This is a genomic window from Streptomyces sp. NPDC101490, assembly GCF_044767145.1.
GTDB lineage: Bacteria > Actinomycetota > Actinomycetes > Streptomycetales > Streptomycetaceae > Streptomyces.
The window spans coordinates 162,579-184,079 of the sequence record NZ_JBIWNI010000009.1; the positions used below are offsets into that span (position 1 = coordinate 162,579).

The following is a 21,501-nucleotide window of genomic DNA, read 5'->3' on the forward strand; positions in this document are numbered from 1 at the left end:
GCGGCCCGCCCCACCCCGCAGATCCCCCTCGACCCCTCCCTCGCCCCGCCCGGCACCCGTAACTTCCGTGACGCCGGAGGCATCCCCGCCGACCGCTGGCACGCCGACCAGAACGGCGAGACCCTCGTCCCCACCCACTGCTGCTTCTGCGGCGTCCAGTGCGGCATGTACCTCCGCGTCGACCGCCACGGCAAGGTCTTCGGCGTCGAACCCCGCAACCACGACATCAACCGGATGCGCCTCTGCCCCAAAGGCATCAACGCCTACCAGCAGGTCAACCACCCCGACCGGCTCACCGCCCCCCTCATGCGCCGCAACCGCGACGAGGAATTCCGCGAAGTCAGCTGGGACGAGGCACTCGACCACACCGTCGCCGAGATCCGCCGCATCCAGTCCGACCACGGAAACGACGCCTTCGGCCTCCTCGGCGGCGCCAGCCTCTTCTCCGAGAAGACCTACCTGGTCGGCAAGTTCGCCCGCGTCGCCCTGAAATCCCGGCACGTCGACTACAACGGACGCCTCTGCATGGTCTCCGCCGCGGGCGCCAACAAACTCGCCTTCGGTATCGACCGCGCGGGCAACCCCTTCTCCGACATCCTCCTCACCGACTGCCTCCTCATCGCGGGCTCCAACGTCGGCGAATGCTTCCCCGTCATGACCCAGTACCTCTGGGGAGCCCGCGACCGGGGCGCCACCCTCATCGTCATCGACCCCCGCGAAACCGCCGTCGCCCGCACCGCCGACGTCCACGTCGCCCTCAAACCCGGCACCGACTCCGCCTTCTTCAACGCCGTCCTCCACGTCGTCGTCGCCGAAGGACTCACCGACGAGACCTACCTCGCCGCCCACACCACCGGCTGGGACGACGTGAAGAGCACCGTCGCCGACTACCCGCCCGCCCGCGCCGCCCAGATCTGCGGCGTCCCCGAAGCCCAGATCATCCAGGTCGCCCGCATGTTCGCGGGCGCCGACAACGCCATGGCCTGGCACGCCCGGGGCGTCGAACACCACTCACAGGGCGTCGAGAACTGCCTCAGCATCATCAACCTGTGCGTCGCCACCGGAAACATCGGCAAACCCGGCGCCGGATACGGCACCATCACCGGCCAGGGAAACGGCCAGGGAGGCCGCGAACACGGCCAGAAATCCGACCTCCTCCCCGGCGGCCGCTCCATCACCAACCCCGAACACCGCCGTCAGATCTGCGAGATCTGGGGCATCGAGGAATCCGAACTCCCCCCCGCCGGAACCTCCATGATGGAAATGGTCTGGCAGATGCAGCGCAAGGAGATCCGAGGCCTCATCGGCATCTGCAACAACCCCTTCGTCTCCCTCCCCAACTACGCCACCGTCAAGAACGGCTACGACACCCTCGAATTCCACGCCCAGTTCGACTTCTTCCTCTCCGAGACCGCCGCCAACGCCCACGTCGTGTTCCCCGTCACCGTCTGGGCCGAGGACGAAGGCGTCATGGCCAACGCCGAAGCCCGCGTCGTCAAACACAACAAGGCCCAGGAACCCCCCGCCGGAGTCCGCACCGACACCTGGGTCATGGTCGAACTCGCCCGACGCCTCGGCGCGGGCGACAAATTCCGGTTCCCCGACTCCCGCTCCGTCTTCGAGGAACTCCGCATCGCCTCCGCCGGAACCGTCAACGACTACTACGGCATCACCTACGAACGCCTCGACGAGACCGGCGGCATCGCCTGGCCCTGCCCCACCACCGAACACCCCGGCACCCCCCGCCTCTTCGAGGACGGCCGCAGCTACCACCCCGACGGCAGGATCCACCTCCAGGTCGTCGAATGGCACCCGCCGATGGACCCGTACAGCGAGGAATTCCCCCTCTCCCTCACCACCGGCCGCACCGTCGCCCACTTCCTCTCCGGCAACCAGACCCGCCGCCTCGGCGCCCTCGTCGAACAGACCCCCCGCCCCTGGGTCGAGGTCCACCCCTCCCACGGCTTCCGCAACGGCGACCCCGTCCGCGTCGTCACCCGCCGCGGCAGCGAGGTCTTTCCCGCCCTCGTCACCGAGGCCATCCGCCCCGACACCGTCTTCATCCCCTACCACTGGCCCGTCCCCACCTCGGCCAACGCCCTCACCATCGACGCCCTCGACCCCCGCTCCAAGATCCCCGAGTACAAGGTCTGCGCCGCCCGCATCGAAGCCGCCCCGGCGATCGACGAAGTCCCCGCCCCACCCACCGCACCCGGCCACCACGCCTACCCCGAGACCCAGGTCTCCCGCACCGACCCGCTGCCCCCCACCGCACCCCAGGGCCGCGGCACCGCGGAGAGGAGCTGACCGCCCATGATGGGCCGCACGATCTTCATCGACCCCGGCCGCTGCATCGGCTGCCAGGCATGCGTCTCCGCCTGCCGCGAATGCGACTCACACCGCGGCAAATCCATGATCCACCTCGACTACACCGACGAAGGCCACTCCGTCGCCTCCCTCCCCACCGTCTGCATGCACTGCGAGGACCCCGTCGCCCCCTGCGCCGAGGTCTGCCCCGCCGACGCCATCCTCGTCACCGCGGACGGCGTCGTGCAGCAGGCCGACACCACCCGCTGCATCGGCTGCGCCAACTGCGTCAACGCCTGCCCCTTCGGCGTACCCAAGATCGACCTCCAGGCCAAGCTCCAGATGAAGTGCAACCTCTGCTACGACCGCACCGCCTACGGACTCGCCCCCATGTGCGCCACCGTCTGCCCCACCGGCGCCCTCTTCTACGGCACCCTCGACGAACTCCGCAACGAACGCCCCGGCGTCCAGGTCGTCGACTCCTTCACCTTCGGCACCACCATCGTCACCACCGGCGTGGCCATGGTCGTCCCCGCCGACAAGGTCCAGTGGCCCGTACCCGGAGGCCTGCCCGTCGTCGAGATCAACGGAGTGGACGTGAGCGGCGCCAACCCGCGCCAGGGCGGCACCGCACGACCGGAGGGCCCCCGATGAGCGTCACCGACCCCCAGCCACCCGCCCCCGACCCCCACGCCGGTTCCCACTCCGACGCCGCCCAGGAAGCACTCCGCGACCGGATCGCCGCCGACTCCCTCACCACCCGCCGCGACTACCTGCGGATCGTCGCCACCGTCTCCGGCGGCCTCGCCGTCGGTGGTGTCGCCGTCGCCTCCGGCATCCTCCACCGGCACGGCGACAGCGAAGGCGCCCCCGAACCCCAGCGGATCGCCGACCGCATCCTCCCCGGCGAATCCCTCGCCTTCCGCTACCCCGGAGCCGAGGACCGCGCCGTCGCCGTCCGCCTGGACGACGGCACCCTCGCCGGCTACTCCGCCGTCTGCACCCACCTCGCCTGCGCCGTCCTGTGGCGCAAGGAACGCGGCAGCGAGGGCGAGTTGTACTGCCCCTGCCACGAAGGGATCTTCGACGCCCGTACGGGAGCGGTCACCGCGGGCCCACCACCCCGCGCCCTCCCCAAGGTGCTCCTCGTGGAACAGGCCGACGGCAGCGTCTGGGCGATCGGCACCGCCCGCTCCGGCGAGACCGCCCGAGAGGGCCTCTGCCGAGAACAGGGCGACGCCCTCCGTATCTGCCGCACCGCCCCGGACCCCGAGAGGAACGAGCGCACATGACCGACAGCCCGTTCCCCCGAGACCCGGAAGCCCCACAACCACCATCCACCGGAGCCGGAGCCGGAGCCGGAGCCGGAGCCGGAGCCGGGGCAGGAGCCGGAGCCGGAGCCGGATCAGGATCAGGAACCGGAAGGGCGGGAGGAGCCCCGTCGAGGGCCGGAGCCGCGGACGGCGACGGGGGAGGGCGGCCGGGCGGGAGCGGGGCGGCCGGGCTTGCTGGAGCCGGTGCCGGGGGGGCTTCCCCCTCCCCCTCCCCCCTCCCTCCCCTCCCCGCCTACACCCCCGGCAGCGCTCAGCCGCGGTTGAACCGGCCCGTGCGCGAGCGGTATCCGCAGATCCGGCCCACCAGTGGGTACGGCGATCCCCGGATCACCAGCACCGGACCGGGGCCGGGGGCCGGTACGGAGCAGGAGCCGGAGCGGTCGTCGAAGCTGTCGGCCCGGCTGGCGCTGGCTCTGACGGTGGTCGTCGGCCAGCTCTGGGGCCTGACGATCGTGGTGGACGAGTGGATGACCGGTGACACCGGCACCGCGTGGTGGGGCGCGGGTTTCCTCGTCCTGTCGTTCCTGGTGGTGCTGGGCCTCTGGCTCCTCGACCCCGAGGACCGCTGAGCGGCGCTCCACGACAGGGCACGGGTGCGGCTGCCGAAGACGGCGAGAGCCGGGGAGCGGGCCGGGACGGGGGACAGCCGCGACAGCCGGGGCGGCCGGGGTGCGGGCCCTCGGGCGTACCCTGAAGGCATGAGCACCGCCCCCGCCCACGGACCGCGAGACCCGAAGCCGTCCGGCGAGGCCTCCCGTCCCGGGACCGGCCCGAAGTCGGCGTTCGTCTTCGACGATCCGCTGGACCAGCAGTCCGCGGACGACACGGACCGTGGCTGGGGCGAGCGGCCTCCGGCCGGCGGCGACAGCGCCGCCGACCTCGCGCGTTTCCTCGACGAGAAGCCGCCGCACCACCTCTGATCCCGGCGGGTGCCGCCGGTCAGGACGCGGGTTGCGCCCCCGAGCCGCCGCCGGAGCCCGTACCGGTGCCGGTACCGCCGCCCGTGACGGGTCCGCGCTGGGCGACCAGGTGGTCGCGGATCTCCTTGAGCACCTCCAGCTCGCTGATCTCCATGGTCTCCGCGACGCCCTCCTTCGCCCTGTCGGCCGCCGCGCGCTTCGCGAGGACCTTCGCCATCGGCAGGACCATCAGGAAGTAGACGACGGCCGCGGTGATCAGGAAGCTGAGGAGGGCGCTGAGCACCAGGCCCCACTGGAGCTGGATGCCCTGCATCTCGCCGTTGGCCCCCACGGTGCAGGGGTCCTTGATGCAGCTCGCGTAGCTTTCCAGGTCCTTGGTGCCGAAGGCGCCGACGACCGGGTTGATGAGGCCCTTGACCACCGAGTTCACGACGTTGGTGAACGCGGCACCGATGACGACGGCCACGGCCAGGTCGATCACGTTGCCACGCATCAGGAACGCCTTGAAGCCTCCCATGAGACTTTCCTTCTTCTGGGCCACCGAGGTGCCTTTCGTCGCGTGTGCTGTGTGCGGAGCCATTAGGCCGCGAAGGGCGTAGAGGCGTCCAATCCGTACACACGGAAGGGTGACTTGACGGCGGATCGGTGTGAATCACCACAGGATCACCGCCAGTTGGGAGGCGGCGCCGGCGCCCGCGAGTTCCGCCGCCGTCGGCCGGGGTACGGACAGGACGACGAGGGCTCCCGCGTCCGGGCCGGTTCCGTCCGGGGGCGGCACCTCGGCCACGCGGACGCCCCGGGCGACGACCCGTGTCCGGGTCCCGTCGCCGAGCGTCGGGTGGGGCGCGGCGATGACGTCGATCCGGTCGCCGCGGCGCAGCAGCCTTACGGTCGCGGCGTCGGCGATCCGTACGGGGACGGACACGGGGGGTGCGGCGGCGGGTGGCCGGGCGCGGGCGGCCACGGTGGCCGTCGGGGTCTCGCGGGGCGGGGGCGCGGTGGGGTGGTCGGTGGCGAGGAGGGTGACGGCGGTCAGGGCGAGGAGGGCGGCGGGGGCGTGGCGGGCCCGTCGCAGGGCCCTGCGCAGCCGGTGCCGTGCGCCGCGTACGTGGACGGGTTCGAAGGCGGGGACCGTACACGGCTCGGGGACGGGCGAGGGGCCGGGCGTCTCGTCCCGGGGGTGCCGGGCCACGCTGTCCGTAGGGCACGGGCCGCTCCGAGCGGGCAGGGTCCCGCCGTCGTGTGTCCGGTGCCCGCGGTCCCGGGTCCCGTCCTCGTAGGTCTGTCGCTCGGGCCGCCGGGTCCCGTCCTCGTACGGCCGGTGCTCGGGTCGCCGGGTCCCGTCCTCGTACGGCCGGTGTCCGGGGGTGTGGTGCGGGTTCGTCATCGGGGGTCGCCGTCCTGGTCGGGGGTGGGTCGGTTCCCACTGTCCCGGTCGGGGCGGCGTCCTGCAGGGGCCTGTGGATCACCCGGTGCCTGTGGACAACCCGGTCACTCTTCCGGTGGGTTCGGCGCCCTCCGGGTCTCGGCGCGGGGCCCGTCCACCCCCTTTCCCGGACATGCCGGAGGCCCGTTCCCGCACATGCCGAAGGCCCCGTCGGTGACGACGGGGCCTTCGGGTGATGCGTACGGGCGTCAGGCGGCCGAGGTGGAGCTTCCGGTGCTCGACGAGGACGCGGACGACGACGCCGAGGACGACGAAGACGCCGAGGCGGCGGGCTTCGCGTCCGAGCCGGAACCGGTGGACCCGGAGGATCCGGTGGACGTCGACGAGGCCGAGGACTTCGACGCGCCGGGGGAGCTGCTGGACGACGAGCCGCGGCTGTCGTTCCGGTAGAAGCCGGATCCCTTGAAGACGATGCCGACGGCCGAGAACACCTTCTTCAGGCGTCCCTTGCACTGGGGGCACTCGGTCAGCGCGTCATCGGTGAACTTCTGCACCGCCTCGAGGCCCTCGCCGCACTCGGTGCACTGGTACTGGTAGGTCGGCACTTGTCTTCCTCCTGGCACTCACACTCATCGAGTGCTAACGACGTTCCATAGTGACGTATTCCGAGGGATCAGTCCACCGCCACCGGCACGCGGTGACCGACACCACGTGCCGTGACCCGGCTCGTCTCGCGCGGCTTGAGCCGGGACCGCAGGGCGAGCAGGGTGATCAGGGCCAGCGCGGTGCCCACCAGCGGGACCAGGAATCCGGTGCTGGCGCCCTGGGTGTCGGCGAGGCGTCCGGCGACGGTGACGGCGGCGGCCTGGCCGAGCGCGACGGCGCCGGTGAGCCAGGTGAAGGCCTCGGTGCGGGCGGACGCGGGGATGAGGGTCTCGACGATGGTGTAGCCGGTGATCAGGGCGGGGGCGATGAAGAGGCCCACGACCAGGCCCAGGGCGCCGAGGAGCAGCACCGAGTGGGCGGTCCACAGCAGGGAGGCGGCGACGGTGAGGCCCGTGTAGCCGACGAGGAGGCGGCGGAGGGGGCCGGACTTCCAGGCGACGGCGCCCATGGCGATGCCCGCGAGCATGTTGCCGGCGGCGAAGACCCCGTAGAGGAGGCCGTTGGCGCCGGGGTTGCCGATCTCCTCGGTGAAGGCGGTGAGGGAGACCTGCATGCCGCCGAAGACGGCGCCGATGCCGAGGAAGGCGACGATCAGGACGCGGACGCCGGGGACGGAGAGCGCCGAGCGGTGGGGTTCGGTGCTGGCGGCGGCCGCGGCGCCGAAGGGGGGCTGGGTGGCGCGCTGGGCGGCGAAGAAGAGTCCGCCGACGAGGGTGAGGCCCGCTTCGGCGATCAGTCCGGCGGCGGGGTGGATCCCGGTGCACAGGGCGGTGGCGAGGACGGGCCCGACGACGAAGGTGAACTCGTCGGTGACGGACTCGAAGGCGGCGGCCGTCGGCATCAGCGGGGTGCCGTCGAGCTTGGCTGCCCAGCGGGCCCGGACCATGGGGCCGACCTGGGGCACGGAGGCACCGGCGGGGACGGCGGCGAGGAACAGGGCCCACAGGGGGGCGTCGCCGAGGGCGAGGACCACCAGGAGGGAGACCGACGCGGTGTGGACGAGGACGCCGGGGAGCAGGACGGCGCGCTGGCCGAAGCGGTCGGCGAGCTTGCCGCTCTGCGGGGCGAAGAGGGCCATCGAGACACCGGTGGCGGCGGCGACGGCGCCCGCGCTGCCGAAGGATCCGGTGGTGTGCTGGACGAGCAGGACGATGCCGATGGTCAGCATCGCGAAGGGCTGCCGGGCGGCGAAGCCGGGCAGGAGGAAGGAGAGCGCTCCGGGGGTGCGCAGCAGCTGCCCGTAACCGGGCCGCTTCTCCGTGTCGACCGTGGACGCCACGGTCCTTGCCTTTCTGCCGCCTGGTAGCGCGTCCCGTGCACGGTGGTGCGGGTGTCGCCGAGAGCTGTCCTCATGCGCGGAACTGCGGTAGATACCGGGCCGGCCTCCGGTGGGGAGGGGCGCCGCGGCCGCCATACGGTCGCGCCAGCTCTGCGTCAGGCAGAGTTGGTTCGATCAAGTGTGCCTTCATGGTACAGGGAGGGAGCGTCCCCTGCCTGGGAAACGCTCCCTGCCCCGAATCCATGCCTGTGATTGGGCCGTCTCTTCCGGGTCCTGCCTGGCCTGCCCCGCCCGGCCGCCCCCGGGCCGCCCCGCCCAGCCGTGACGCCCGGCCACCCCGCCCGGCCGTGACGCCCGGCGGGATCCGAGCGGGACGGCCCGGGCCAGGGCCGGCCCGGATCCGGGAGGGGCGCCCTAATCGGATGATCCTCCGCGATGCTGGCCGGAGCGCTGGAAGCGGAGGGCGGTGCCGGTGGGGGTGGAGGCGGCGGTGGCGCCGCCGGTGCCGAGCCATCCGGCGAGCTTGCCGCCCTGGCCGACCGCGCGGAGCCGCCGTTCGGTGGCGTCCCGTACGGGGTCGGTCGCGACGACGAGGAGTTCGTCGCCGTGCCGCAGGACGGTGTCGGGTCCGGGGACGAAGCTGGCGTCCTCGCGTACGACGAGGGTGACGGCGGCTCCGGCCGGGAGGCGGAGTTCGGCGACCTCGACGCCGTGCATCCGGGAGTGCTCGGGGACGGCGACGGACAGCAGGTGGCCGCGGAGCCGTTCCAGGGGCGCGGATTCGACGCCGAGGTCGGCCGCCTCGCCGGAGTCGCCGAGCTTGAGGGCCTTGGCGAGCCACGGCAGGGTCGGGCCCTGGACGAGGGTGTAGACGACGACGAGGACGAAGACGATGTTGAAGATGCGTTCGCTGCCCTCGATGCCGGAGACCATCGGGATGGTGGCCAGGATGATGGGCACGGCTCCGCGCAGACCGGCCCAGGACATGAGGGCCTGTTCCTGCCAGGGGATGCGGAAGGGCAGCAGGCTGACCAGCACTTCCATGGGCCGGGCGACGACGGTCAGGACCAGGCCGATGACGACGGCGGGCCAGAAGTCGTGGACCAGCTCGTGCGGGGTGACCAGCAGGCCGAGCAGGACGAACATGCCGATCTGGGCGATCCAGCCGAGTCCCTCGGCGAAGCCGCGGTTGGCGGGCGCGTGGGGCAGCTTGGCGTTGCCGAGGACCATCGAGGCGAGGTACACGGCGAGGAAGCCGGAGCCGTGGGCCATGGCACCGGCGGCGTACGCGACGACGGCGATGGCCATGACGGCGATCGGGTAGAGGCCGGAGGCGGGCAGGGCGACGTGGCGGAGCCCGTAGGCGCCGAGGAAGCCGACGGCGAGGCCGACGGCGACACCGATCGCGAGCTCCAGGGCTATCGTCCCGACCAGGACGTACCAGTGGTCGACCGGTCCCGCGGTGCAGAAGGCGACGACGAGGATGACGACGGGGGCGTCGTTGAAGCCGGATTCGGCCTCCAGGACGCCGGTGACCCGGGACGGCAGGGGCACCCTGCGGAGTACGGAGAAGACGGCGGCGGCGTCGGTGGAGGAGACGACGGCGCCGATGATGAGGGCCTGCCGCCAGTCGAGACCGACGAGGTAGTGGGCGGCCGCGGCCGTGATGCCCACGCTCACGGCGACGCCGACGGTGGAGAGGACGACCGCGGCGGGCAGCGCCGGCCGGATCTCCTTCCACTTCGTGCCGAGGCCGCCCTCGGCGAGGATCACGACGAGGGCCGCGTAACCGATGACCTGCGTGAGCTCGGCGTTGTCGAAGGCGACGTTGCCGATGCCGTCCTGGCCCATGGCGATGCCGATGCCGAGGTAGAGCAGCAGGCTGGGGAGCCCGCTCCGGGACGAGATCCGTACGGCCGCGACCGCGATCAGCAGCACGAGGGAGCTGATGAGCAGGAGTTCGTTGAGCTGGTGGACAGTCAGTGGCCGTTCCTTCCCCTCACACGCAGCTGGATCGTTCCTCCAGCGGCAGGTACTTCGTTACCTTACCTAATCTTTAACGTTTTCTTGACGCCTTCTTCGCGGCTCCTCGCTCATCAGTGCGGTCTTCTTGTCGACTCCGCGTCCGGGCGGCCCGGACGCTGCGCCTAAGGTGGCTCCCGTACTCCAGGACCACCCTGCCCCTCGAAGGACAGCGATGCCCTCCAACACGACCGCGCGCCCCGCCAAGAAGAAAGGGCGGCGCGCCCGCCTGATCCTCCTCGTCCTGGTCCTCGCCCTGGTCGCGGGCGTCGGATGGGGCGGGTACTGGGGGGTGAGCACCGTCCGGGCCTCGTTCCCGCAGACCACGGGCGAGATCCGGCTCGACGGGCTCGCGGGCGAGGTCGAGGTCAAGAGGGACGCGAACGGCGTTCCGCAGATCTACGCGGACACCGAGACGGACCTGTTCCGCGCCCAGGGCTACGTCCAGGCGCAGGACCGTTTCTACGAGATGGACGTCCGGCGGCACGTGACCGCGGGCCGCCTCTCGGAGATGTTCGGCGAGAGCCAGGTCGAGACGGACTCCTTCCTGCGCACGCTCGGCTGGCGCCGGGTCGCGCAGCAGGAGTACGACACGGTCCTGTCGCAGGAGACGAAGAAGTACCTCCAGGCGTACGCGGAGGGCGTCAACGCCTATCTGAAGGACCGGGACCCGGCCGCGATCTCGGTGGAGTACGCGGCTCTGGCCCTCACCAACGACTACGCGATCGAGCCGTGGACGCCGGTGGACTCGGTGGCCTGGCTCAAGGCGATGGCCTGGGACCTGCGCGGCAACATGCAGGACGAGATCGACCGCTCGCTGATGACGAGCAGGCTGAGCGCGAGCCAGATCAAGCAGCTGTACCCGGAGTACCCGTACGCGCTCCACCAGCCGATCGTCGGCGGGGGAGCGGTCGACGGGGAGACCGGGAAGTTCGACCCGAAGGCCAAGGCGGACGAGGGCGACGGGACGACCACCGGCGACACCCCGAGCACCGCCCCCGGCGGCTCGAACAGCGCGAACGGCACGAACGGCTCCGACGGCACCAACAGCTCCGACGGCTCCGGTGCGCAGGCGCAGCTCGGCGCGCTCTCCGAGGTCCTCGACGGGGTCCCGGCCCTGCTCGGCCCGAACGGCAACGGCATCGGCTCGAACTCCTGGGTCGTCGGCGGTAAGTACACGACCTCCGGCAAGCCGCTGCTCGCCAACGACCCGCACCTCGCGCCGCAGCTCCCGTCCCTCTGGTACCAGATGGGCCTGCACTGCCGCTCGGTCTCGGCCACCTGCCGCTACGACGTCGCCGGATACACCTTCTCCGGCATGCCCGGTGTGATCATCGGACACAACGACAAGATCGCCTGGGGTCTCACCAACCTCGGCGCCGACGTCACCGACCTCTACCTGGAGCGGATCGGCCCCGACGGCTACCTCGTCGACGGCAAGGTCAAGCCCTTCACCACCCGCGAAGAGGTCATCAAGGTCGCGGGCGGCAGCGACCGCAGGATCACCGTCCGCTCCACCGGCCACGGCCCGCTCGTCTCCGACCGCTCCGCCGAACTGGAGAAGGTCGGCCAGAAGGCCCCCGTCGGCAACTCCGCCCCCGACCGCGGCACCGGCTACGGCGTCTCCCTCCAGTGGACCGCGCTCCAGCCCGGCAAGTCGATGGACGCGATCTTCGCCCTCGACCGCGCGAAGGACTTCGACGAGTTCCGGGCCGCCGCCAAGAACTTCGAGGTCCCGTCCCAGAACCTGATCTACGCCGACACCGAGGGCAACATCGGCTACCAGTCGCCCGGCAAGATCCCGCAGCGCGGCAAGGGCGACGGCACCCTCCCGGCGCCCGGCTGGGACTCCTCGTACCGCTGGAAGGGCTACATCCCCTTCGACCGGCTGCCCTACGAGTACAACCCCGAGCGCGGCTACATCGTCACCGCCAACCAGGCCGTGATCGACCACAAGACCTACCCCGACCTGCTCACCAAGGACTGGGGCTACGGCTCGCGCAGCCAGCGGATCAACGACCTCATCGAGTCGAAGACCAAGGACGGCGGGAAGATCTCGCCGGACGACATGCGGACCATGCAGACCGACAACCGCAGCGAGATCGCGACCCTGCTGAACCCGCTCCTGCTGAAGGTCGACATCTCCGACCCGTACGTCCGCGAGGCGCAGAAGCTCCTGGAGGGCTGGGACTACACCCAGGAACCCGACTCGGCCGCCGCCGCCTACTTCAACGCGGTCTGGCGCAACGTCCTCAAGCTGGCCTTCGGCGAGAAGCTGCCCAAGGAACTGCGCCCCGAGGGCGAGTGCGTCAACGTCCGCCCCGCCGACTCCACCGGCCCGGTCGACGAGCAGAACAAGCTCGTGCGGGAATGCGGCCAGCGCGACCCCGACTCGGCCCAGCCGGACGGCGGCGACCGCTGGTACGAGGTGGTCCGCCCGCTCCTCAAGCAGGAGAAGAGCGAGTGGTGGACCACCCCCGGCAACCGCCTCGACGCCGCCACCGAGACCCGTGACCAGCTGCTGGCCCGCGCCATGAAGGACGCGCGCTGGGAGCTGACCGCCAAGCTCGGCAAGGACGTCTCCAGCTGGAGCTGGGGCCGGCTGCACCAGCTGACCCTGCGCAACCAGACCCTCGGCACCGCGGGACCCGACGTCGTGCAGCGGCTCCTCAACCGGGGCCCGTGGAACCTGGGCGGCGGCGAGGCGGCCGTCGACGCCACCGGCTGGAACGCGGCCGGCGGCTACGAGGTCATCTGGGTGCCGTCGATGCGGATGGTCGTCAACGTCGGCGACTGGGACAAGTCCCGGTGGATCAACCTGACCGGCGCCTCGGGCCACGCCTTCAGCTCCCACTACACCGACCAGACGGACGCCTGGGCGCGGGGCGAGCTGTACGACTGGGCGTTCGGGAAGGCGGCGGTCGAGGCGACGACCAAGGACACGCTGCTGCTCAAGCCGTAGCGGGGCCGCGGAAACGGGTGACCCCCGCCGGGGTCACCACCGCGTGCACGGGGTGGTCGTGCGGTTCCTCCGGGACCCGGGCGACCACCTCGTCCGCGTACAGGAGCACCACCAGGGCCGGGTCCACGCCCGCGCGTGCGAGGCGGGCGAGCACCCGGTCGTACGAGCCGCCGCCCCGGCCGAGCCGCATCCCCCGCCCGTCGACCGCGAGGCCCGGCAGCAGGACCGCGTCGGCCGCGCACACCGCGTCGGGGCCGAGCCGGGGACCGGCCGGTTCGAGCAGTCCCCGGCCCGCCCTCACCAGCCCGCCGGGACCCTCGTACGCGGCCCAGTCCAGGTCGTTGTCGGGGAGCAGGACGGGAAGCAGGACCCGCACCCCGCGCGCGTGGAGCGCGTCGAGCAGGGCGCGCGTGCCCGGTTCGCGGCCCACCGACACATAGGCGGCGACCGTGGACGCCCCGGAGAGTTCGGCCAGTTCGATTCCCCGGCGGGCGAGGGATTCGGCCGTGTGCGCCAGGGACCCGGAGTCCCGCTCGGCGCGTGCGGCCAGAAGTCGACGGCGCAGCACGGCCTTTTCGGACATCTCGGTTGCCCGGGGTGTCTCGGATGTCATGGAAGGTCTCCCGTGAAGGTGCGAAGTTCTCGTAACTCTCTTTATGCGGAGGAAGTTAACCGGACCCACATCTTCTTCTCATTACGAACGACTAAGCTTCTCCGCATGAATCAGTCGCTCCCCAGGCTCGGCCGGATCAGCAAGGCTGTCATCCCGGCCGCCGGTCTCGGCACCCGCTTCCTTCCGGCGACCAAGGCGACGCCGAAGGAGATGCTGCCGGTCGTCGACAAGCCGGCCATCCAGTACGTCGTCGAGGAGGCGGTCGCCGCCGGGCTCTCCGACGTACTGATGATCACCGGCCGGAACAAGCGTCCCCTGGAGGACCACTTCGACCGGAACTACGAGCTGGAGGAGGCCCTGAGCCGGAAGGGCGACGGCGAACGCCTCTCCAAGGTCCAGGAGTCCAGCGACCTCGCCACCATGCACTACGTGCGCCAGGGCGCCCCGCGCGGCCTCGGGCACGCCGTGCTGTGCGCCGCGCCGCACGTCGGCGACCAGCCGTTCGCGGTCCTCCTCGGCGACGACCTGATCGACCCGCGCGATCCGCTGCTCGCGCGGATGGTCGAGGTGCAGGAGCGGGAGGGCGGCAGTGTGATCGCCCTCATGGAGGTCGATCCCTCGCAGATCCACCTGTACGGCTGCGCGGCGGTCGAGGGGACCGTCGACGGGGACGTGGTGAAGGTGACCGACCTGGTCGAGAAGCCGGACGCGGGCGAGGCGCCCAGCAACTACGCGATCATCGGCCGTTATGTGCTCGATCCGGCGGTCTTCCGGACGCTGCGGGAGACCGAGCCGGGGCGCGGCGGGGAGATCCAGCTGACCGACGCCCTGCAGAAGCTGGCCTCCGACGAGAAGATCGGCGGGCCGGTGCACGGGGTGGTGTTCAAGGGGCGCCGCTACGACACCGGCGACCGCGGGGACTATCTGCGTGCCATTGTCAGACTCGCGTGTGAACGTGAAGATCTGGGACCGGACTTCCGGAGCTGGCTCCGGAGATACGTCAACGAGGAGATGTAGCGCCTTGAGCAGCAGCACGGCACCGGCGGAGTCCCACGGCGAGCACGGGGAGCGGCCCGGCCACGACGGGCCCGGCGGGACCGGGGACGGTGGCCGGGACGGGCACGACCTCGGGCACGAGACGGGCCCCGCGGACGCCTGCGCGGGCCCGGAGCACGGTCTGTGGACGGTGGACGAGCACCTGGCGGACATCCTCGCGGCCGTCGGCCCGCTCGAACCCATCGAGCTCCAGCTCCTCGACGCCCAGGGCTGTGTCCTCGTCGAGGACGTGACGGTGCCGATCGCGCTGCCGCCCTTCGACAACAGCTCCATGGACGGGTACGCGGTCCGGGTCGCCGATGTCGCGGGGGCCACCGAGGAGTTCCCCGCCGTCCTCACGGTCGTCGGGGACGTCGCCGCGGGCGCCGGGGGTCTGCCGGAGGTCGGCCCGGGGCAGGCCGCCCGGATCATGACCGGTGCCCCGCTGCCGCCCGGCGCCGGGGCCGTCGTCCCCGTCGAGTGGACCGACGGCGGTACGGGCGGGGGCGCCGCCACCGGTATGAGCGCCGCCAGCACCTCGCCCGGGGGCGCGGCGGGCGAGGTCCGGGTGCACCGCCCGGTCGAGGACCGGGCCCATGTCCGGGCGCGCGGCAGCGATGTCCGGGCCGGGGAGCTGGCGCTGGCGGCGGGCACGGTCCTGGGGCCGCCGCAGATCGGGCTGCTGGCCGCGATCGGGCGCGGCACCGTCCGGGTGCGGCCCCGCCCCCGGGTGGTCGTCATGTCCACCGGCAGCGAACTGGTCCAGCCGGGGGAGGCGCTGGGCGAGGGCCAGATCCACGACTCCAACAGCTTCGCGCTGGCCGCCGCCGCGCGGGACGCGGGCGCCCTCGCCTACCGGGTGGGGGCCGTCGCCGACGACGCCGAGTCGCTGCGGGCGACCGTCGAGGACCAGCTGATCCGGGCCGATCTGATCGTGACCACGGGCGGGGTGAGCGTCGGCGCGTACGACGTGGTGAAGGAGGCGCTGAGCGCCGACGGGCAGGTCGACTTCCGTCGGCTGGCGATGCAGCCGGGCAAACCGCAGGGCTTCGGCGCGATCGGTGCCGAGCAGATCCCGCTGCTGGCGCTGCCGGGCAACCCGGTCTCCTCGTACGTGTCCTTCGAGCTGTTCGTCCGTCCGGCGATCCGGGCCATGATGGGTCTGGCGGAGCTGCACCGGCCCCGGGAGCGGGCGAGGCTCGCCGCCGACGGTCCGCTGTCGTCACCGGCCGGGCGCCGCCAGTTCCTCCGGGGGACGTACGACCCGGAGGCGGGCACCGTCACTCCGGTGGGCGGTGCGGGTTCCCATCTGATCGCGGCCCTCGCGCACGCGGACTGCCTGCTGGTGGTCCCGGAGGAGACGCGGAGCGTGGAACCGGGCACCGAGCTGGAGGTGGTCCTCCTCGGCTGACGGGGCGAGGGTGGGGGTACGGTGTCGTCCCACACAGCGACCGGGAGTGTCACGGGCATGAGCACGCAGCAAGGTCTCACCCACATCGACGAGGCGGGCGCGGCCCGCATGGTCGACGTATCGGCGAAGGACGTCACGTCCCGCACCGCGCGTGCCAGCGGGCGGGTCCTCGTCTCGCCGCGCGTGGTCGGGCTGCTGCGCGGCGAGGGCGTCCCGAAGGGCGACGCGCTGGCCACGGCCCGGATCGCCGGGATCATGGGCGCCAAGAAGACCCCGGAGCTGATCCCGCTCTGCCATCCGCTGGCCCTGTCGGGCGTGACGCTGGACCTGGCGGTCACCGACGAGGCCGTGGAGATCCTGGCGACGGTGCGGACCACGGACCGCACCGGGGTCGAGATGGAGGCCCTGACGGCGGTGTCGGTGGCGGCGCTCACGGTCGTCGACATGGTGAAGGCGGTCGACAAGGGCGCGGTCATCTCCGACGTACGGGTGGAGGAGAAGACCGGCGGGAAGTCGGGCCACTGGACCCGGGGCGAGTCGTGACCCGGGCGGGCCGGGTGTCGGGCACGCACGACCACGCACACGAACGGGGCGCGGGCACGGAAGAGGCGGAGCCCGTGCCCGCGGCTCTCAGCGCCGGGGTCGGCGGGGCCCTGACCGCCCCGTACTCCGCGCTGGTCGTCACCGCCTCCAACCGGGCGGCGGCCGGGGTCTACGAGGACCGGGGCGGCCCGCTGGTCGCCGAGGGCCTGACCCGGGCCGGTTTCGCCGTGGACGGCCCCGAGGTCGTCCCGGACGGGGCGCCGGTCGAGGCGGCGCTGCGGGCGGGTGTCGCCGCCGGGTACGACGTGATCGTCACCACCGGAGGTACGGGCATCTCGCCCACCGACCGGACGCCCGAGGCGACCCGCCGGGTCCTGGACCGGGAGATCCCGGGCATCCCCGAGGCGATCCGCGCGTACGGCCGGGAGAAGGTGCCCACGGCGGCGCTCTCCCGGGGTCTGGCGGGGGTCGCGGGCGGCACCCTGGTCGTGAACCTGCCGGGTTCGCCCGGCGGGGTCAGGGACGGGCTCGCCGTCCTGGAGCCGCTGCTGCGGCACGCCGTCGACCAGATCCGCGGCGGCGACCACCCGGGCCCGTCGTGATCCCGTCCTGGCCGGTCGTCCTCGTCGACGGGGAGGTACTGCTCCGCCCGATCAGACTGCGTGACCACGCGGCCTGGCGCGAGGTGAACCGGCGCAACCGCGACTGGCTGCGGCCCTGGGAGGCGACGGTCCCGCCGCCCCCGCCGGACGGACCGGCCGCCGAGCGGCCCACGTACCGGCAGATGGTGCGCCATCTGCGGTCGGAGGCGAACGCGGGCCGGATGCTGCCGTTCGTCATCGAGTACCGGGGACGGCTCGTCGGCCAGCTGACGGTCGCCGGGATCACCTGGGGCTCGATGTGTTCGGGGCACGTGGGCTACTGGGTGGACGGTGAGGTCGCCGGGCGCGGGGTGATGCCGACGGCGGTCGCCCTCGCGGTCGACCACTGCTTCCGCACGGTCGGTCTGCACCGCATGGAGGTGTGCATCCGCCCGGAGAACGGGCCCTCGCTCCGGGTCGTGCAGAAACTGGGCTTCCGCGAGGAGGGGCTGCGGCCCCGCTATCTGCACATCGACGGGGCCTGGCGGGATCATCTGGTCTTCGCGCTCACGGCGGAAGAGGTGCCGGACGGACTGCTCAGACGCTGGCACCGCGCCAGAATAAAATAAGTGTTCGAATTCAATCGGTAGTTGAGGGACAACCGATCTGAACAATCACAAAAAACTTCAGTGATATCAGCGAGATCGTGCGACACACCGGCCCAATTGGCCGATGCCCCCCCGTGAACCCCTCTACCGTGTGAGGCGTGAGCAGCAGCGGCCTCATCTACGCAGTCATCGTCGGGGCCTGGGCCGCCTACTTGGTGCCGATGTGGCTCCGCAGGCAGGACGAGCTGAACGAAGCCCGTCCCACCGAACGCTTCAGCACCGCCATCCGGCTGCTTTCCGGACGGGCGGGCATGGAGCGCCGTTACGCCAAGGAGCTCAAGCAGCGGGACCGTACGGTGGAAGGTCCGACGCCCGACGTCGACCCGGACGCGGCGACCGAGCCCCTCGGCTCGGCCGACGTCCGGGCCTTCTCCGCGCCCGCGGCCAGAACGGAAGCGCGCCTGGAACTCCCGGAGCCCGAACCCGTACCGGCACCGCAGCCCGCCCCCGGCCGCCCCGCCCCGGGCGCCGCCGAGCGCGCTCGCCGGGGCGAGGTCCTCGCCCGGCGGCGGCGCACCACCACGCTCCTCTTCGCGGGCTTCACCCTCGGCGCGGTCGTCGCCGCCGTCGGCGGCGTCGCCTTCCTGTGGGCGCCGGCCGTGCCCGCGCTGCTCCTCAGCGCGTACATCGTGCATCTGCGCGTCCAGGAACGCCGCCGCTTCGTGTACGTCATGGACCGGCGGCGCGCCGAGGCCGCCGCGGCGCGGCTGCGGGAGAGCAGGCGCCCTGCGCCCACCCCCGAACCGACCCCCGAACCCTCCGCCGGGCCCTCCCCGCAGGAGGCGGACCGGCGGGCCCTCGTCGAGCAGACCGACCACGCGGAGTGGGTCGACCAGCAGCGCGAACGCCGCCCGGCCCGCGGCGACAGCTGGGACCCCGTCCCCGTCCCGCTGCCCACCTACGTCACCGCCCCGGTCGCGCCCCGCGCCTCCGGCGGCATCGACATCACGGACCCGGAGACCTGGAGCGCCGCCCGCTCCTCCACGGCGGCCGACCCGGCCCCCGCCGCGCCCCCGGCCCCCCGTCGCCGTGCCCCCCGGGGCCACGACCACGGCCGCACCCCGCTCTTCGACCAGTACGCGGACGACGACGAGAGGCCCCGCGCGGCCAACGAGTGAGCCCCGCGCTGACCTGCGAAGGCACTGATTTCTGTCTGGGCCGGTCGGGGTGCTAATGTTTCACACGTCGCAAGGGCCTGTGGCGCAGTCTGGTAGCGCACCTCGTTCGCATCGAGGGGGTCTGGGGTTCAAATCCCCACAGGTCCACAGACAAACGGGAATCCCGTCCGATCGAAAGATCGGGCGGGATTTTCGTCGTTCCGGGGGCGGAAGCCCTCGTGCTTGACCTGAACCTGAACCTGGACCTGGACCTGAACCGCCGTCACCCGGGCTGCTGCCCGGCGTCCGGCGGGGGTCCTGGGTCGAGGGCCGAGTCGGGTCAGACCAGCGGCTTCGCGTAGCAGCGGCTGCTGGGGTGGTCGCGGTAGAGGCCGAACTTGGCGCAGGGCTCGTAGCCGCTGGAGACGTAGAGGGCTATCGCCTCCGGCTGGGCGATGCCCGTCTCCAGGACCATGCGGGTGCGGCCCGTCGCGCGGGCGTCGGACTCCAGGGCGGCGAGGACGCGGCGGGCCAGGCCGAGGCCCCGGGCGCCGGGGACGACGTACATGCGCTTCAGCTCGGCGTCGCCGTTCTCGTAGCCCGCGTCGTTCTTGTCCTGGGTGCGCCAGCCGCCGGTGGCGACCGGACGGCCCTCGGGGTCGTAGGCGAGCAGGTAGAGACCGCGGGGCGGGGCGAACATCCCGGCGTCCAGCGGTGTGACGTCGCCCTCGTCGTCGTAGCGGGCGGCGTACTCCGCCTGGACCTCGGCGTCGAGTGCGACGGCGTCGGGGTGGTCGTAGGGCACGGGCTGGATGTTCATGCGATGCATCGTACATCTATGCGGACCGGGGGGAATCGGTATCCTCCCGGGATGGTCACTGTCACCTCAGCGAATGTCAACGGGCTCCGCGCCGCCGCCAAGAAGGGTTTCGTCGAGTGGCTGGGCGGGACCACCGCCGATGCCGTCTGTCTCCAGGAAGTGCGTGCCGAGGAGGCGCAGCTGCCGCCGGAGCTGCGGGCCCCCGAGGGCTGGTTCACCGTCCACGCGCCCGCCGCCGCCAAGGGCCGCGCGGGCGTCTCCCTCTACACCCGCCGCGAGCCGGACCGGGTGCGCGTCGGCTTCGGGTCGACGGAGTTCGACGACAGCGGCCGGTACGTCGAGGCCGATCTGCCCGGTGTGACCGTCGCCAGCCTCTATCTGCCCTCCGGCGAGGTCGGCACCGAGCGCCAGGACGAGAAGTACCGGTTCATGGAGGAGTTCCTGCCCTACCTCAAGGGGCTGCGGGAGCGGGCCGCCGCCGACGGCCGCGAGGTCGTCGTCTGCGGCGACTGGAACATCGCCCACCGCGAGGCCGACCTCAAGAACTGGAAGTCCAACAAGAAGAACGCGGGCTTCCTGCCCGAGGAGCGCGCCTGGCTCGACCGGCTCCTCGACGCGGAGGACGGCGGCTACGTCGACGTCGTGCGGGCCCTCCACCCCGACCAGGAGGGCCCCTACTCCTGGTGGTCCTACCGGGGCCGGGCCTTCGACAACGACACCGGCTGGCGGATCGACTACCAGATGACCACCCCCGGCCTCGCGGCCAAGGCGGTCAAGGCGTACGTGGAGCGGGCCGAGACCCATGCCGAGCGGTGGAGCGACCACGCCCCCGTGACCGTCGTCTACGAGCTCTGAGGCCGGGGAGGGGGGCAGGGGGCGGCGGGGGCCTCGTGCCCTCGGCGCCTCGCCCGTCCTCGCCGTCCGCTGTTCTGTGACGCCTCGGCCGCCGTCCCGTCCCGTCCCGCCTCGGCTCCCCTCTCAGGCGGGGGGCTTTCCCGGGCCCAGGCGGCGGTCGAGGGCCATCGACAGTTCCGCCTCCACCACGCTCTTCGCCAGGGGCCGCAGGCGCCACGGGTCGTCCCCGGCGGCGTGGGTGCGCAGCAGGTCGGCGAAGAGGTCCGCGAGCGCGTCGGCGTGCTCGCGGACCCGGGAGCCCGCCTTGAGGACCTCGGCGAGCGGGACGCCCTCGCGGACGAGGGCGGCGGAGACGTCGAGCAGCCTGCGGCTGATGTGGACCAGTTCCTCGCCGTCGGTCACGAGGTAGCCCAGGTCCAGGGCGGCGGCGAGGTTGTCCGGGGTGACCTCGCCCGCGAAGTGGTCCGCCAGCTCCTCGGGGGTGAGGCGGACCGGCTCCTCCTCGCTGGGGGCGCCCAGGGCGAGGACCTCGCGGACGTTGCGGCCGCTCTCGAAGGCGGTGGTGAGGTCGGCGATGCCGTTGAGGGTGTGACCGCGCTCCAGGAGGGCGGCGATGGTGCGGAGCCGGGCCAGGTGCTGCTCGTCGTACCAGGCGATCCTGCCCTCCCGGCGGGGCGGCGGGATCAGGCCGCGCTCCCGGTAGAAGCGCAGGGTGCGCACGGTGATCCCGGCGGCGGCGGCGAGCTCCTCCATGCGGTACTCGCGTACGCCCCCGCCGGTCGCCGTGGCGCTTCCCGCCGTCCCGCCGGGGTCTCCGCCCGTCGCCGCGCGGGCGCCCGGCGTCCTGCCCGGTCCTTCGTCCCATCCGTCCGTCACGCCCGCCAGCCTATGTTGTACCGCCGGTAACTTTCCCTCGTCGTACCCCTACCGCTCGGTATGTCACTGCTCTACAGTCCCGACTGTGCCAGTGATTGCTGGCGCGATCGGCCGGGCGCGCGGGA

At 72.3% G+C, this 21,501-nt stretch carries 20 protein-coding genes, 1 tRNA gene and 1 pseudogene; 14 read left to right on the top strand and 8 right to left on the bottom strand.

Annotated features, from left to right (window positions below; translation table 11 throughout):
- Positions 1-21 precede the first annotated feature (21 nt).
- The 5 genes and pseudogenes from ACIRQY_RS19475 to ACIRQY_RS19495 all read left to right on the top strand — a co-directional run bounded on the left by ACIRQY_RS19475 (position 22) and on the right by ACIRQY_RS19495 (position 4,561).
- Positions 22-2,307, top strand: coding sequence for a molybdopterin oxidoreductase family protein (locus ACIRQY_RS19475; RefSeq protein WP_403927327.1), 2,286 nt, complete (start codon positions 22-24; stop codon positions 2,305-2,307).
- A gap of 6 nt (positions 2,308-2,313) precedes the next feature.
- Entirely contained in the window at positions 2,314-2,961 is a 648-nt protein-coding gene (locus ACIRQY_RS19480) for a 4Fe-4S dicluster domain-containing protein (protein ID WP_403927193.1), read from the top strand.
- Positions 2,958-3,599, top strand: coding sequence for a ubiquinol-cytochrome c reductase iron-sulfur subunit (locus ACIRQY_RS19485; RefSeq protein WP_403927196.1), 642 nt, complete (start codon positions 2,958-2,960; stop codon positions 3,597-3,599). Before ACIRQY_RS19480 ends, ACIRQY_RS19485 begins: the two co-directional genes overlap by 4 nt.
- Positions 3,600-3,838: 239 nt before the next feature.
- Positions 3,839-4,210, top strand: a pseudogene (locus tag ACIRQY_RS19490) (hypothetical protein); the annotation flags it as partial.
- A 129-nt stretch (positions 4,211-4,339) separates the two neighbouring features.
- Complete coding sequence (locus ACIRQY_RS19495) at positions 4,340-4,561, top strand: hypothetical protein (protein ID WP_403927199.1); 222 nt, start codon at positions 4,340-4,342, stop codon at positions 4,559-4,561.
- A 19-nt stretch (positions 4,562-4,580) separates the two neighbouring features.
- Here ACIRQY_RS19495 and mscL read toward each other — a convergent pair whose 3' ends face one another.
- The 5 genes from mscL to ACIRQY_RS19520 form a co-directional block, all read right to left on the bottom strand.
- Positions 4,581-5,102 carry a large conductance mechanosensitive channel protein MscL gene (mscL, locus tag ACIRQY_RS19500; RefSeq protein WP_351786658.1) on the bottom strand — a complete coding sequence of 174 codons (522 nt, stop codon included), beginning with the start codon at positions 5,100-5,102 and terminating at the stop codon, positions 4,581-4,583.
- A 111-nt stretch (positions 5,103-5,213) separates the two neighbouring features.
- Complete coding sequence (locus tag ACIRQY_RS19505; protein ID WP_403927202.1) at positions 5,214-5,948, bottom strand: hypothetical protein; 735 nt, start codon at positions 5,946-5,948, stop codon at positions 5,214-5,216.
- 248 nt (positions 5,949-6,196) lie between these two features.
- Entirely contained in the window at positions 6,197-6,553 is a 357-nt protein-coding gene (locus ACIRQY_RS19510; protein ID WP_351786663.1) for an FmdB family zinc ribbon protein, read from the bottom strand.
- Between the two features lie 68 nt (positions 6,554-6,621).
- Positions 6,622-7,893: an MFS transporter gene (locus tag ACIRQY_RS19515; protein ID WP_403927205.1), complete on the bottom strand. Its 1,272-nt coding sequence runs from the start codon at positions 7,891-7,893 to the stop codon at positions 6,622-6,624.
- Positions 7,894-8,307: 414 nt separating this feature from the next.
- Positions 8,308-9,831, bottom strand: coding sequence for a potassium/proton antiporter (locus tag ACIRQY_RS19520; RefSeq protein WP_403927208.1), 1,524 nt, complete (start codon positions 9,829-9,831; stop codon positions 8,308-8,310).
- Between the two features lie 259 nt (positions 9,832-10,090).
- Between ACIRQY_RS19520 and ACIRQY_RS19525 the strand changes: the two genes are divergently transcribed.
- A complete protein-coding gene (locus tag ACIRQY_RS19525) occupies positions 10,091-12,877 on the top strand; it encodes a penicillin acylase family protein (RefSeq protein ID WP_403927210.1) in 2,787 nt (928 codons plus the stop codon).
- On the opposite strand, the gene ACIRQY_RS19530 is transcribed toward ACIRQY_RS19525, so the two are convergent.
- The gene (locus ACIRQY_RS19530) at positions 12,867-13,490 is read right to left on the bottom strand and encodes a 5-formyltetrahydrofolate cyclo-ligase (protein WP_403927212.1); all 624 of its coding nucleotides are present in this window, start codon (positions 13,488-13,490) and stop codon (positions 12,867-12,869) included. The genes ACIRQY_RS19525 and ACIRQY_RS19530 overlap by 11 nt on opposite strands.
- Positions 13,491-13,595: 105 nt before the next feature.
- Here ACIRQY_RS19530 and galU point away from each other — a divergent pair, with 105 nt between their 5' ends.
- From galU to ACIRQY_RS19565, 7 genes are all read left to right on the top strand, one after another.
- Positions 13,596-14,507: a UTP--glucose-1-phosphate uridylyltransferase GalU gene (gene galU / locus ACIRQY_RS19535; RefSeq protein ID WP_351786677.1), complete on the top strand. Its 912-nt coding sequence runs from the start codon at positions 13,596-13,598 to the stop codon at positions 14,505-14,507.
- Positions 14,508-14,667: 160 nt separating this feature from the next.
- On the top strand, positions 14,668-15,936 hold the full coding sequence (glp, locus tag ACIRQY_RS19540) for a gephyrin-like molybdotransferase Glp (protein ID WP_403927330.1): 1,269 nt from the start codon (positions 14,668-14,670) through the stop codon (positions 15,934-15,936).
- A 57-nt stretch (positions 15,937-15,993) separates the two neighbouring features.
- Positions 15,994-16,479 carry a cyclic pyranopterin monophosphate synthase MoaC gene (moaC, locus tag ACIRQY_RS19545; RefSeq protein WP_351786680.1) on the top strand — a complete coding sequence of 162 codons (486 nt, stop codon included), beginning with the start codon at positions 15,994-15,996 and terminating at the stop codon, positions 16,477-16,479.
- Positions 16,480-16,553: 74 nt separating this feature from the next.
- A complete protein-coding gene (locus ACIRQY_RS19550; RefSeq protein ID WP_403927217.1) occupies positions 16,554-17,081 on the top strand; it encodes a molybdenum cofactor biosynthesis protein B in 528 nt (175 codons plus the stop codon).
- Entirely contained in the window at positions 17,078-17,689 is a 612-nt protein-coding gene (locus ACIRQY_RS19555) for a GNAT family protein (RefSeq protein ID WP_351786686.1), read from the top strand. Before ACIRQY_RS19550 ends, ACIRQY_RS19555 begins: the two co-directional genes overlap by 4 nt.
- A 137-nt stretch (positions 17,690-17,826) precedes the next feature.
- Positions 17,827-18,846: a gephyrin-like molybdotransferase receptor GlpR gene (gene glpR / locus ACIRQY_RS19560; RefSeq protein ID WP_403927221.1), complete on the top strand. Its 1,020-nt coding sequence runs from the start codon at positions 17,827-17,829 to the stop codon at positions 18,844-18,846.
- A 73-nt stretch (positions 18,847-18,919) separates the two neighbouring features.
- Positions 18,920-18,993: transfer RNA gene (locus ACIRQY_RS19565), tRNA-Ala, on the top strand.
- Between the two features lie 172 nt (positions 18,994-19,165).
- On the opposite strand, the gene ACIRQY_RS19570 is transcribed toward ACIRQY_RS19565, so the two are convergent.
- Positions 19,166-19,645 (bottom strand): GNAT family N-acetyltransferase, encoded by a 480-nt coding sequence (locus ACIRQY_RS19570; protein ID WP_351786691.1) that lies wholly within the window; start codon positions 19,643-19,645, stop codon positions 19,166-19,168.
- A gap of 51 nt (positions 19,646-19,696) precedes the next feature.
- Between ACIRQY_RS19570 and ACIRQY_RS19575 the strand changes: the two genes are divergently transcribed.
- Positions 19,697-20,500 carry an exodeoxyribonuclease III gene (locus tag ACIRQY_RS19575; protein ID WP_403927224.1) on the top strand — a complete coding sequence of 268 codons (804 nt, stop codon included), beginning with the start codon at positions 19,697-19,699 and terminating at the stop codon, positions 20,498-20,500.
- Between the two features lie 123 nt (positions 20,501-20,623).
- Here ACIRQY_RS19575 and ACIRQY_RS19580 read toward each other — a convergent pair whose 3' ends face one another.
- Entirely contained in the window at positions 20,624-21,253 is a 630-nt protein-coding gene (locus ACIRQY_RS19580; RefSeq protein ID WP_351786988.1) for a MerR family transcriptional regulator, read from the bottom strand.
- Positions 21,254-21,501 lie beyond the last annotated feature (248 nt).